The organism is Ruegeria sp. AP12 (genome assembly GCF_056540025.1).
This window is the reverse complement of record NZ_JBQFVZ010000005.1, coordinates 35971-49437: the sequence shown is the minus strand read 5'-3', so window position 1 is coordinate 49437 and position 13467 is coordinate 35971. Positions and strand designations below refer to the sequence as shown.

Below are 13467 nucleotides of genomic sequence, written 5' to 3'. Positions count from 1 at the left end.
CGGCAAAAGGCTGGAAACCAAACAGAACGAGGGGGCAGTTATGGTGCAGAACGGCTTAACTCCGGTCACGCGTCTCAACTTCGGGCATCAGTATTGGCGGCGATTCACATCCTTTGAATTTGCCCGGCATCTTCCTGAATGCCCGGTGGTTGAGCCGGAAATCCTTCAGGCCGCGGCCGCTTTTCCAATCGCGTTTCGCGTCGTCTCGGGTGAAGTCGAAACAGTTGCCTTACTGTCTTTGCACGCCGAGGGGTCAACGCCATTTGTGTCGGACGAAGGAACCTGGTTGGCGCAATATTTGCCGTCAGCACTCCGCTGCCCGCCGTTTCAAGTAGACCAGACAGACGCGCAGTCCGAACCCCAACCGGCGGGTTGCCTGATGGTCGACGAAACCCTTGGGCTTGTCACTGACGACCCGCGCGACGAGTGTTTTTTTGACACGGACGGCAAGCTGACACCCGAGTTGGCAAAGGTGCAGCGTTTTCTTTGCCAACGCGCCGCCGCCAAGCAGAACACACTGACTTTGTGCCGGGTCATTCAGGGTATGCATCTATTTAGACCCCTGGATCAGCTTACCAGTGTCGAGTGCCCGGATGGTTTGCTGGGCGTCAGCTTGCAGGCCGTGCACTCTCTGCCCCAAAGCCACAAATCGCTTCTGACCAATAGTGGTGCCTTGCGGCTGATCCATGCTCATCAGGTGTCGCTGTCTCACGTTGCCTGGCTGACGCAAGCACAGCGTCAGATGGTAGATCGCGGGAGTGGGCGCGCCTCATCCGAGATTTCCGGATTTTTGGACGCTGTTGTCGGTGCGCAAGCCAAAGAACACGCTTTTGGCCTTAATCAACCGGAAGGTGTCCAAGCACATGTTTAAATTTATTGTTCAAATCGCTGGCTGCATTCTCATCGCACTCCACGTGTCCGGCTGCACGCAGCCCCCCGATTTGTCGGGCGTTGAATTTTCGTTCTCCGGGGGCACCGCTGGTGCCGGGGCGACCAAACCCTCTGCCCCGCTGACGCAAAGCGCCTTCGGCCAAAGGATTCGAAACGCCGTCGAAACAAGCCCGACGCTGGCGCAAAGCGAAACGCGAATGGAAGTTGCAGCCGCCAATCAGGATGCGGCAAGGGGGGCGTTTCTGCCTCAGGTCTCATTGGGCGTGAACGCGCGGTCCGAGCGGATCGACTCGGACATTGCGGATGTATCGCCTTATCTGCGCGTATCGCAACTGGTGTATGACGGTGGCGCAGCAAGGGGTGAACTAACCGCCGCCAAGGCTCGGGTTTACGAAAGCCATGGCGATCAGTTGCAGACGGCAGCAGCTACCGCGCTTGCCGCCATCGAAGCCTATGTGGTGGTGCTGGACCGGCGCGAAATTCGCGACGTCAATTCGCAGAATGTCACCGCGCACGAAGATCTTGTCCGCCAGATTTCTGAACGCGCGGCCAGTGGTGCCGGGTCTAACGCGGATGTGTTGACGGCCCGTTCGCGCATGGCAGATGCCCGCACCCGCCTAGCCGATGCGATCGCCCAAGTTGACCGGGCCGAAGCCCGGTTCCGCGAGGTGTTTGGGACCCCGGCCGGGCCGTTGCCGCAGCCCATTCCGGCACCCGATCTGAACCGGACCGATGCGCAGATCTTGATGAACAGCCCGCAGGTCCGCCGGGCAGACGCAAGCCTGTTGGCTGCCAAGGCAGAATGGACCGCCGCGCAGGCGCGTCGGCAGCCTGACATTCGGGTCGCTGCTTTTGCCAATCAGGACACGGATCGCGACGCAAATTTCGGTGTGGATCTGTCCTTCAACTATGAACTCGACAGCACCGGCCAAAGGCGCGCCGCCATCACAGCCGCGCAAGCTCGGGTCAAAGACGCAGAATTCGCGCGCGAAGCGCTGATCCGGGAAATCACGCGCGAGCTCGGGTTCATCCGCTCGGACCAGAAAGCTGGGGCCGAACGATTGCGCGCGGCCAGAATCGCGGTCGAGGCAAATGCCGAAAGCGTTCAGGCAACGCGGGCGCAATTCACCATAGGCCGTCGCAGCCTGATCGAAATCCTGGATGCGCAAAGGGATTACGTGAACGCTCAGGAACGTCTGATCCTGGCCGAACAGAGCTTTTTCCTGACCAACTATGCCGCGCTTAGCCTGACAGGCGACATACTCGACCTGCTGGGGCTGTCCTTCAACACTTGGGGCACACCATGATGGATCACAGCGACAGGCCATCGACCCAAGAGCAGGTATCGGCAATTGAAGCCTGCATGCTGAACATCGCCGAAACGTTAGAGCGGCCCATCACTCTGGCCGCACTTCATTCGGCGCAATCCGGACAGAATGGCGATTTGAGCGTGCGAGACATTCTCAGCGTTGCCCAACGGGCCGGGCTGCAAGCGGGATACGGTGCCCAGAACCTCAAAGCCTTTGACGACACCCTTGTCCCCGCGATGCTGTTACTGGATGGGGGCAAGGCCGTCACCTACCACGGGCGCGCGCCCGGTGGGGCCTTGCTTATCTTCGATCCCGAAATCGGTACAGGCCTGTGCGAAGTGGCCGAACAGGCTCTTGCAAAAGCCTATACCGGACACGCGATCCTGTTCCGGCGCGATCACAAGGCGGAGTTGAGCACAAACACCCCCGGCCGTGCCGGCCACTGGTTCTGGTCCGCTCTGGCGGCCAACCGGTGGTCTTACATTCAGGTAGCCCTTGCCGCAGCGCTGGCCAATCTGCTGGGCCTTTCGACTTCTATATTTATCATGGTGGTCTATGACCGCGTTCTTCCCAACGAAGCAACCGAGTCCCTGATCGCATTAACCATCGGCGTGGGCTTGGCCTTGCTGTTTGACTTCATTCTCAAGCTGCTGCGGGCGGGTTTCATTGATCGGGCAGGCCAGAATGCCGACCTGTTCATGGGGCGGCGCGTTTTTGATCACCTTCTCAACATCCAGATGAGGTCGCGCACCGGTTCGACCGGTGCAATGACCAGCACGGTGCGCGAGTTTGAAACGTTGCGCGAGTTTTTCACCTCGGCCACGTTGGTCGCTGTGGTCGACCTGCCGTTCATCGGCCTGTTCGTCTTTGTCATTTATATGGTGGGTGGCGATCTGGCGCTGATCCCCGCGCTTGCCGTCCCTGTTGTGTTGCTGACCGGGCTGGCCGTGCAACCGATCCTGTCACGCATGGCCGAAAAAAGCCTTAAGGACGGACAATCAAAGCAATCTGTATTGGTCGAAGCTGTAACGGGTTTGGAAACCATCAAAACCACGGCCGCCGGACGACAGATGCGCAATCGATGGGAACATGCGATTGAACGGCAATCGTCGCATGGTGCCAAAAGTCGGGCGGTCACTCAGTTCGCTTTGAACCTGACGGGGTTCACGCAGCAGGCGGCTCAGGTTCTGATCGTGTTTTACGGTGTTTTCCTGATCACCGAAGGTCAGGCCAGCATGGGCGCCTTGGTTGCATCCGTCATGCTGACGGGCCGCGCGCTGGCTCCTTTGGGTCAACTGGCCCAGACGCTGACTCGGGTGAATCAAGCGCGCAGCGCCTATCGCCACCTGAACGCATTGATGCAGGCCGAAAGCGAGCGGCCCGAAGGCCGTAGTTGGATATCCCGAACCGGCGTCAAGGGTGCCATTTCCTTCAGCAATGTTCACTTTGCCTATCCCGATCAGAGTGAAGACATCCTGAACGGCGTATCTTTCACCGTGAACCAAGGTGAAAAGGTCGCCATTCTGGGGCAAATCGGCTCGGGCAAAAGCACAATCGCGCGGCTGATTTTGGGGCTCTACACGCCCCGAGTGGGCTCGGTCATGCTGGATGGTCTGGACATCCGCCAGATTGATCCCGGCGACCTGCGCCGCAATGTCGGTTCGGTTTTGCAGGATGTGTGGCTGTTCTCAGGCTCCATTCGGGACAACATTGTCAGCGGAGCGATCCGGCCCAGCGACGCGGACCTGATCGAGGCCGGGCGTGTTGCCGGGGTAGAGGATTTCGTCGCGCGCCACCCCGGAGGATATGATCAACAACTGGCAGAACGGGGCGAGGGTTTGTCGGGCGGGCAAAAACAGGCCATAGCTCTGGCGCGCGCGTTGATCGGCAAACCGCCCGTATTGCTGCTGGACGAACCAACCAGCGCGATGGATGTAAAGACCGAGGCGCAGGTGATCCAGCGTCTGAAAGAGGCAACCAAGGACACGACTATGATCATTGTCACCCATCGGACCAGTTTGCTGGAACTGGTCGACAGGGTGATTGTGATTGAGGGTGGCAAGATCGGCGCGGACGGACCCAAAAGCCTGCTGGCGCAGCACGCGCGTCGGGTGGGGAGGCATCTGAATGTCGCAGCATCCTGACCTGGCCCAACTCGCGCGTGAAATGCGCGGGCGCTCGCCGTTGCGCGGATCTTTGTTGCTGATCGTGATCCTGGCCTGCCTGCTTGCGGCGGGGACATGGGCCTATCTGACAGAGCTCGACGACGTCACGCGGGTGGACGGGCGCATTGTGCCTTCAGGCGACCTGCAAATGATCGAAGCGACCGAGCCCGGAGTGCTGCAGGCGCTTCACGTGCGCGAAGGTGAGGTTGTCGAAACAGGCACGTTGCTTATGGAACTCGACACCACGCAGATCGAAAGCCAGCTGAGTCAGGAACAGCAGCGTGCCTATGGTCTCATGGCGCGCGTGCAACGTTTGCAGGCTGAAATCGAAGGAACAGATCTTCGTTTTGACGCAAAGCTGATCACTGGTGCACCAAATGTCGTGAAGTCGGAAACCGCCTTGTATCAGGGTCGCCAAGCCGAACTAAGCGCGGAAGTCGCGATCCTCGAACGTCAAAGACAACAGAAACATCAGGAATACGAAGAAGGGCTGGTCGATCAGGTAACCGCCGACGCAACGCTGAAAGTGTTGGCCGAAGAGCGGGCAATCATGGCCCCTTTGGTCGAACAACGGATGGAGCCTGCCACCACCCTGCTGACCTTGCGCCGCAGCGAGGCGGAATGGCAGGGTCGCAAGGTTCGGGCCGAGGCGGCGACAAGCCGGTTGAGAACAGGGCTGGACGAAATCGACGACCGTATCAAAGCCACGCGCAGCCGGTTTCGAACCGCGGCCCTGACCGATCTGGCGCTGGCCACAGCCGAGCTTGCGGCGCTGGAGCCTGCCCTTCCCGCCCTGCGCGACCGGGCATCGCGGGCGCAGGTACGCTCACCCGTTCGGGGGATCGTAAACCGTATCCATCGCACCACGATTGGCGGTCTGGCCAGAAGCGGCGAGGATCTGATCGAGATTGTTCCGCTGGATGACTCGTTACTGGTCGAAGCCTATGTTCGACCCGAGGACATTGCCTTTCTGCACGCAGGCCAGCCGGTAAAAGTGAAGATCACGGCCTATGATTTTGCGCGTTATGGCGGCCTGGATGGGGAAATTCTTCGCATAGGCGCAGATACAATCACCCGGTCCGAGCGCAACGACGAAGAGGTATTTGTTGTTGAGATCAGAACCAGCAGCACCATGCTGGACGCGCAGGGTATTGCGGTCGAGATCATCCCCGGCATGATCGCCGAAGTGGACATCCTGTCCGGCAAGAAATCTGTTCTGGACTACATTCTGCAGCCCGTTGTGAAGATCAAAGATCAGGCGCTGCGAGAGTAACCCGGGTTTCGTTAAGAACGATGGTCGATTGCGCCATTCCCCTTCGGGGAAATGGAAGTTATTTCCAGGTTACGTCACCCACAAAAATATATCCCGCGCCGTAGATAGTTTTGATCAATCGCGGGTTCTTGGGGTCCTCTCCCAGCTTGGTCCGCAGCCGAGAGATACGAACATCCATCGCGCGGTCAAAACTGTCACCGGCCCCACCGCCCAGTGACTCCTGCATCTGGGCGCGGCTGATCAAACGTTTGGGGCTTTCCAGAAACAGGCGCAGAACCTCGCCCTCGGCATGGCTGAACGGTGTCTCGACGCCTGAGCCATCCTCAAGAACATAACGATCGAAATACGCCGTCCATCCGTTGAACGTCGCGACGTCGGAATTCGGCGCCTGCCCGCGCGGAGACCGCAGCCGGGCGCGGATGCGCGCCACAACTTCGGTCGGGTCGAATGGCTTGGTGATGTAGTCATCTGCCCCAAGTTCCAGCCCCGTGACCCGGTCCTGTACCTGAGCCCGGCCCGAAATGATGATCACCGCCGCCCCTTGTTCAAGCGCCAGCCTGTGGACCAGTGCCAACCCGTCCGTATCCGGCAGAGACAAGTCCACCAGACAGACATCCGGTGTGACGCGTTTCAACGCAGCCTCGAACTCGCGCGCGCGGGAAAAACTTTGGGTGCGGAATCCGGCCTCTTCCAGCGCATCTGTCAGGATGCGACGGATTTCGGGCTCATCATCCAGAATGGTCACCAACGGCTGGGTCATCAAGCGGCCTCGGTTCGGATCAGCGCGGACAATTGCGCCTGCGAGAAGGGTTTACTCAGCACGGGCGCTTTGGCAAGGGCCTGCCGATGCAGCGGGTCGGAATAAGGCAAAGAAGTCATAAGGATACAGGGCAATTCCGTTGGAAGCTGCGCCAACATGTCCAAACCCGTAGCGGGCCCTTCAAGCCGAATGTCGGACAGCACCATGACAATCCCTTCCACATTTGCAGTCAACGCAAGCGCCTCATCGGCCGAGGTCGCCTCGATCACCGAATGGCCAAGATCGATCAGCATATCCCGGAACTGTCCGCGCAGGTCATCGCTGTCTTCGACCAAAAGCACCAGACCATCCTGTTCAGGGGGGGCAGGCCGGTAGGGCAGCCGCAGCACGACCGATGCGCCAGAGGGCGTATTGCGCAGGTTCAGATCACCGCCTGCCAGCTTAACCGTGTCGTAAACCATCGGCAGACCAAGGCCCGAGCCATCGCTGCCTTTGGTGGTGAAGAACGGGTTCAGCGCTTTGTCCAGCGCTTCTGACGAAAAGCCGGGACCTGTGTCTGACACTGTGATCTCGACCCAGATATTGCCGACCGTGTGGGCGCTGATCGTGACCTGACCAGACGTGCCGCAAGCATCCCGCGCGTTCAGCACAAGGTTCAGCAACGCGTCCTGCAACATACCCGGATCCAGCATAAGGGCCTGATCCGGCAAGGTATTGACAACCGACAGGCCAACACCGCGCGGCAAAGACGGGGTGGCGACAATCCGCAAATCCTCGAGCAGACGGCGCATATCGGTGGCTTTGGGCTGCGGCGTGCGATTGCCCGTCATATCGGCGATCCGGTTCAGCAACTGACCACCCCGCCGCGCCGTTTTCTGGGTTGCGGCGACCAGAGCGCGGGCGTCCTCGGGCAGGTCCATCTTGGTCAGCTGGGACTGCATCCCAAGGATGATCGTCAGCAGGTTGGAAAAGTCATGCGCCAGCCCGTTGGTCATCTGCGCGGCCATCTCGCGGCGGCGGGTCTGTTGCAGGGCAACGCGGGCCTGCGTTTCTTCGGTTATATCCACCGACATGACGTAAACACCCCCTGCCCCGTCCGGCGTGAATGAGACTCGGATACGGCGGGAATCCTGATCTTCGGTGAATTCAAAAACAGACGTATTGCCGTCATACGCCCTTTGCAGATGGCTTTCGACGCGGGCAAAGGCGCTGGTCCCCAATGCCTGCGAGATATGCAGACCCAGAATATCCGATGGCCGCCCGGGCATGACCGAACTGAGACGCCGGTTCGAGTAATCGTATCGTCCTTCGGTGTTCAGATGAGCAATATGGGCCGGCATCATTTCGGTGGTCATCCGCGTGCGGGCTTCGATTTCGGTCAGCTCGCGCTTGGCCTCTTCCAGCGCTGTGATCGTGGCCGCCAACTGGCGGTTGGTGGCTGACAATTCCTCGGCATGGGTCAACAATTGGCCGGACAGTTCCTCGGACCGGGCGCGCAGCAGGTTTTCAGCGCGTTTTGCTCCGGTAATGTCCGTGTAAACGGCCACCCAACCACCTTGCGGCAATGGCGCACCTTCGATTGAGATCACCTGACCATTTGGACGCACGCGCTCCATATAGTGCGGTTCGAAGGCCAGAGCCTGATTGACCCGCACCTTGACCATTTCCTCGACGCTGTCCTCGTCGCCGTATTCCCCTCGGCTGGCCAGACAATAGATCGTGTCACGGAACAAAGCGCCCGGTTGCACCAGCTCGTCGGGAAGGTCGAACATCTCTTGAAACCGGCGGTTGCTGAGAACCAGCCGCAACTGGCTGTCATAGATCGACAGGGCCTGACCAATCAGGTTCAGCCCGGCGGTTGTCATCGCCTTGATGCGTTGTTCCGAAATGTCCAAAATCACCCTCCCCCGCAGGTTATCCGTAGCACCAGACAGCCCGCAGGTGTAGAGGGCTGATTACCCGTGCAGGGGTTTGTTATTGGCGGCCCTGTAGGCTTCGACATATCCACGCGCGACGGCCCGGACGGCGCGGCCAATCTGCGAATAGGCCTCGTCCGGAAGGTTGGCAAAGGACACGCGCGCCGACCAGCCCGGGGCGTCGAACCCGCTACCGTTCAGCAGGACGATGCCGTGATCCTCGGCCAGTTTGAACGCGATATCCAGCGGGTGGACGTTCTGCTTGATCCAGTCCACGACCTCTTCGCCGACATATTTCCGCAGCCAGAATTCGAAGTCGATGATCCCGTAATAGGCGTCATAGTTCTCGCCTGCATCGACATCGATGCCCAAAGCCTCGGTCAGCATTTTGAAGCGGCGATGGACCAGTTCCATGCAGGCGGCCTGATAGTCCTTTTTGGTATCCACCAGTTCGACCAGCGAAAACAGGGTCATCATCACCTGCTGCGGCAGGGACAGCCCAGCCGTGTGGTTCAGCGCCACATCACGGCTGTCTGCGACCAGGCGGTCGATGAACCGAATGTCGCGCGGCGTCAGGCTGAGCGTGCCATAGCGTTTGTCCAACGTCTCTTTGATCTCATCAGGATGGTCAGACAGTTTCAGGTCAAAGATATTGTCCTGCGCGACCGCGATCACGCCTAGACGCCAGCCGGTACAGCCGAAATATTTCGAGTAGGAATAGACCCCGATCGTATTGCGCGGCACGAATCCCATGACCGAGGTGAAATCGTGCACGAAGGTGCCGTAAACGTCGTCGGTCAGCATGATCAGATCGGGTCGGTCATTTTCGATCAGATCCGCCAGTTTTTGCAGCGAGGCCTTGTTCAATGCAACCGATGACGGATTGCCCGGATTGACCAGAAAGAAGGCTTTGACCTTCGGGTCCTTCAGCTTTTCCACCGCTGCATCGGTCAGTTGAAAACCGTCCTCTTCATCGGTTTCGACATGCACGGATTCGAGGCTGTAATCCTCAAGCTCGGGCATCTCCAGATATGGCGTGAAGATCGGTGTGCATAGGGCGATGGTGTCGCCGGGGTTTAGCAACCGGTTCGCCTTGAGCGTTTTGAAGATGTAGCACATGGCCGCCGTGCCGCCTTCGACCGCAAACAGATCGAATTTCGCATCCGGTTGATGGCCGGAACACATGGCCCACATCAGGTATTCATGCGCGATGATCGCGTTGTGTTTCAGGATGCGATCCGGCACCGGGTAGTTGTCGCCGATGATCGAATCCGTCAGTTCATGCACAAACGCATCCGCGTCAAAGTCGAAGGCGAAGATCGCGTGTTTGACCACCTCCAGCAGCGTATCGACGCCCGGCGTTTCGGCGTGCGCTTCGGCCCATTTCAACAGACGCTCATGGCATCCGTTCTGCGCGGGCATCCCGCCCAGACCCGCCGGGTGGTTCATGACGCGTTTGGCTTCGGTCACAGCGAACTGACCCAGTGCAAAAAACGCCTCGCGCGGGCGGGTCGCGATCCAGTTGGGGTTGCCACGGCCTGCGTTCAGAAAGGCCGAGTTCGACTTGTGCGCCTCGTCCGAGGCGAGTTTGATCAGCTCATCCTTGATCTGAAAGGGGCTGAGCGCTTCGTAGTCATGCAGTTTCAGTCTGTCCATGAATCCAACCTTTCCAAATCAGCTGAGGATCAAAACGACGACCATACCAAAGATGGTCAGCAGCGTGTTTCCGATGGCATAGGGCATCCCGTATCCCAGCGCGGGAATTCGGCTTTGGGCCGCTTCCTGTATCATCCCCAGCGCCGCCGTGGTGGTACGCGCCCCGGCGCAGGCCCCGAACAGGATGGCCGGGTGAAACTTGAAGACGTAATGCCCGACATAGACCGAGAAGATCATCGGCAAGGACGTCGCCACGATCCCCCACAGCAGCAAGGCAATACCCGCCTGTTGCAGCCCGGCGATAAAGCCCGGCCCGGCGGTGATTCCGATCACGGCAATAAAGACATTCAGGCCGAGTGTATTCATCAACCACAATGACGGGCCGGGAATGCGCCCAAATGTGGGATGCACCGTACGCAACCAACCCAGCAAGAGACCTGACAGCAATGCGCCGCCCGTGGTCGACAGGCTGATCGGAAACCCGCCCATCGTGATGGCCAGCGTCCCGACCAACCCACCAAGGAAAATGCCCCAGCCGACAAAGGCCAGATCAGTTGTATCTACGGGCCGGTCTGCATACCCGATTTCGGCTATAACAGCCTCGACATGACGTTTGCTGCCCAGCACGGTCAGAATGTCACCGCGACGCAGCACGGTGCCCGGCAATAGAGGCAATTCAACCATGTTGCGCATCAGTTTCGAGACATAGACGCCGCGCGCCATGGACAGCTTGCCCAACTCCTCAAGCGTTTTTCCGTGCACCTCTTTGTTGGTGATCAGAACATCCAGCTTTTCGGAAGGGATGCTCAGCAGTTCCGGCGCGTCGGCCTCTTTCAGCTTGGCTTCGAGCAATCCCACAAGGTCAGCCCGCCGGCCCGAGAACATGACCGTGTCTCCGGCCTGCAGGATCGTATCATCTTCGACCTCGACGATCTGGTCGCCACGTTTGATCCGCTCGGCATAGATGCGGACGCCGGGCATAAGGTCTTTGACGGGTTGCCCCAGAAGATCGCTGCCCTCGGGGATCACGAAGGCGCGGGATTCGATGGCGCGATAGCCTGAAACGATCCCCTCGCCTGTGTCCACTGCCGCACCACCACCCAGCTTGGCCTCGTACTCCTTGCAGGCGGCGACCAGATCAACGCCGATCAGACGCGGCCCGATCTTGGCCAGAATGATGGCCGAGCCGATGGTGCCGTAGATATAGGTGACCGCATAGGCAATGGGGATCTGGTTGGCATAGGTTTGCGCCTGTTCAGACGACAGACCCAGTTGATTGATCTGATCCGTCGCCACCCCAATCGCAGCCGAGATTGTCTGGGAACCGGCATAGAGACCGGCGGCAAAACCCAGTTCCAGCCCTGCGATCTTGGCCGCCACAACCGGGACGATCAGGCACAGGGCCAGCACGCTAAGCGCAAACAGAACCTCGCGCGCGCCATCGGCCTTGAGCCCTCGGATGAACTGCGGCCCGACGCCGTATCCGACGGCAAAGATAAACATGATGAAAAACGTTGATTTGACCGCCGAGTCGACCTCGATATGCGCCTGCCCGATCACGACAGCAGCCAGCAAAGTTGCGGTCACGGTGCCCAGACTGAACCCGAACAGTTTCCACGGACCGACCAGAAACCCGATGCCGATGGACAGGAACACCGCCAGTTCTGGATAGCTGCGCAAGACATTCACAAACCAGTCGATCATCGCCCATCTCCTGTAACCAGGTCATCCCGTACGAAGGGATGCCGTTCATATGAGAAGCCGCAGGCGTTCACGCAGGACAATCAACCAATCAAACCGTCACTCTGCCTGGCGGAAAAGAAATCAAATGCATCAAGTCAAGGCGACGATATCGTAAGATATGAATTTGTCTAGGATTTTTCCGAGAGCCTAACCCTAGTACCTATTGCGGGACTTTGCCCCTTCGTGCGTGATGGAATGCAGCGAGAGTGTGTGATCCATGTTCCGCATCCGATGCCGCAGCATCTGCCGGCACAACCGGGCAAGATCATCTGCATAGGCCGGGTCACCGGCGACGTTCTCGAACTCTCCCTTGTCGTGATGGTCGAACAGGATCGGCGGCAGGTCGGCGGCAAACTCGATCAACGTGAAGCGATCATCGCGCAGGATGCCCAGACATGAGTCGCTGTTTCCCGTTCCCAACCGTTGTTGCCAAAGGGTCGGGTTCTCTGGCTCGGAAAAATCAAGCTCGCTGAAGGAATAGCTGCGCCAATCGTCGGGCACGTCGCCCCGCAATAAGGGGATCAGAGACCGGCCATCCATCTCATTCGGGGCGGGTTGCCCGACCCATTGCAGAATGGTCGGCGTGATGTCGATGGATTCGGTAGGAACCGTCACCTCAGCCCCCGCCCGCGCCTGATTGCCCGGCATGCGGATCATCAACGGCGTGTGATAGGCCGCGTCATAGACCGCCATCTTGCCCCAGCTGTGCCGGTCGCCCAGCATCTCGCCGTGATCCGCCGTCAGTACGATCAGCGTGTCGTCGTATTGCCCGCTGTCCTTGAGGTACTGGACCACGCGGCCAATGTGGTGATCCACCTCGGTCGCCAACCCAAAATAGATCGAGCGCAGGGTCCGGATGTTCTCATCCGTTGGTTCGACCGCGTCAAAGCCTTGAACAAACTCTTTCTCGGTGTAGACGTCCAGCTTGGGGCCAAAGAACGGGTGCAGGGATTTTTCGGCCTCGGGCGTGGCCAGCCGGTCAGGCAAAGGCACGCTGTCCGGGTCATACATGGTGTTGTACGGCGCTGGGGCCACCAGCGGAGGATGCGGGCGGATATAGGTCAGATGGGCAAACCAGTTCTGATCGTGATGCGACGCGATACCTTCAAGAAACGCGTCGGTCAGAAAGGCCGTGTCACTGTCCTCGGCCCGATACATCGCCGGGTCGTTTAGTTTGGGCGGCCCACCCGACGGCGAAACCGGCTTGTAGACGTCCATATAACTGTCGAACGCATAGCCCTTTTTCATCAGATGCGCGCGCCAGGGATAGGATTCCTCCAACCGCATCTCGACAACTTCAAGGAAGCCTTCCATCGACTGTTCATAGGTCCGCAGGATCGGATCATTCGGGTCGTAGGCACGCGGGTCTGCCGGGGTGTCGGTATAGCCGAACAGCATCGGCAGATAGCCAGCCTTGCGCATTTCGGTCGCGATATTGGGAATATCGTGGCGCAGCGGCGTACCGTTACGGACCGAGCGGTGGTTCATCGCGTATTGCCCGGTCAACAGCGATGCGCGTGACGGGCCACAGGGGTTGGTCACCGAATAGTGCCGTTTGAACGTCACCGCCTCGGCCATGAAGGATCGCAGATTTGGCAGGTTTACATGATCCGCCAACGCTCCGAACAGGCAATCTGCCCGAAGCTGGTCGATTATGATGAACAGAACTTTCCCAGCCTGACCCATGTCGCGCACCTCGATTCCGCACCCGAGTTTCTGGTGCGGACTGTGTCGCGGAACGACTGACCTCGCA

9 protein-coding genes are annotated in these 13467 nt (G+C 59.2%); 4 read left to right on the top strand and 5 right to left on the bottom strand.

What is annotated here, in order from left to right; genetic code table 11:
- Window positions 1-40 precede the first annotated feature (40 nt).
- From ACR0E6_RS14425 to ACR0E6_RS14410, 4 genes are read left to right on the top strand one after another with little or no spacing between them, the layout of a single operon-like run.
- Complete coding sequence (locus tag ACR0E6_RS14425) at window positions 41-871, top strand: SapC family protein (protein WP_480584564.1); 831 nt, start codon at window positions 41-43, stop codon at window positions 869-871.
- Window positions 864-2198, top strand: coding sequence for a TolC family protein (locus tag ACR0E6_RS14420; RefSeq protein WP_480584562.1), 1335 nt, complete (start codon window positions 864-866; stop codon window positions 2196-2198). The genes ACR0E6_RS14425 and ACR0E6_RS14420 overlap by 8 nt, the downstream gene beginning before the upstream one ends.
- The gene (locus ACR0E6_RS14415) at window positions 2195-4345 is read left to right on the top strand and encodes a type I secretion system permease/ATPase (protein ID WP_480584560.1); all 2151 of its coding nucleotides are present in this window, start codon (window positions 2195-2197) and stop codon (window positions 4343-4345) included. Before ACR0E6_RS14420 ends, ACR0E6_RS14415 begins: the two co-directional genes overlap by 4 nt.
- Window positions 4329-5639, top strand: coding sequence for an HlyD family type I secretion periplasmic adaptor subunit (locus tag ACR0E6_RS14410; protein WP_480584558.1), 1311 nt, complete (start codon window positions 4329-4331; stop codon window positions 5637-5639). Before ACR0E6_RS14415 ends, ACR0E6_RS14410 begins: the two co-directional genes overlap by 17 nt.
- A gap of 58 nt (window positions 5640-5697) precedes the next feature.
- Here the strand turns inward: ACR0E6_RS14410 and ACR0E6_RS14405 are convergent, their stop codons facing one another.
- The 5 genes from ACR0E6_RS14405 to ACR0E6_RS14385 form a co-directional block, all read right to left on the bottom strand.
- The gene (locus ACR0E6_RS14405) at window positions 5698-6399 is read right to left on the bottom strand and encodes a response regulator transcription factor (protein WP_170453739.1); all 702 of its coding nucleotides are present in this window, start codon (window positions 6397-6399) and stop codon (window positions 5698-5700) included.
- Window positions 6399-8294 (bottom strand): hybrid sensor histidine kinase/response regulator, encoded by a 1896-nt coding sequence (locus tag ACR0E6_RS14400; RefSeq protein ID WP_480584556.1) that lies wholly within the window; start codon window positions 8292-8294, stop codon window positions 6399-6401. The genes ACR0E6_RS14405 and ACR0E6_RS14400 overlap by 1 nt, the downstream gene beginning before the upstream one ends.
- A 60-nt stretch (window positions 8295-8354) precedes the next feature.
- Window positions 8355-9971, bottom strand: a complete 1617-nt coding sequence (locus ACR0E6_RS14395) for a bifunctional aspartate transaminase/aspartate 4-decarboxylase (protein WP_480584554.1) — start codon at window positions 9969-9971, stop codon at window positions 8355-8357.
- An 18-nt stretch (window positions 9972-9989) separates the two neighbouring features.
- Window positions 9990-11675 carry an aspartate-alanine antiporter gene (aspT, locus tag ACR0E6_RS14390; protein WP_480584551.1) on the bottom strand — a complete coding sequence of 562 codons (1686 nt, stop codon included), beginning with the start codon at window positions 11673-11675 and terminating at the stop codon, window positions 9990-9992.
- A gap of 192 nt (window positions 11676-11867) precedes the next feature.
- The gene (locus ACR0E6_RS14385) at window positions 11868-13400 is read right to left on the bottom strand and encodes an alkaline phosphatase family protein (RefSeq protein WP_480584549.1); all 1533 of its coding nucleotides are present in this window, start codon (window positions 13398-13400) and stop codon (window positions 11868-11870) included.
- Window positions 13401-13467: the final 67 nt, after the last annotated feature.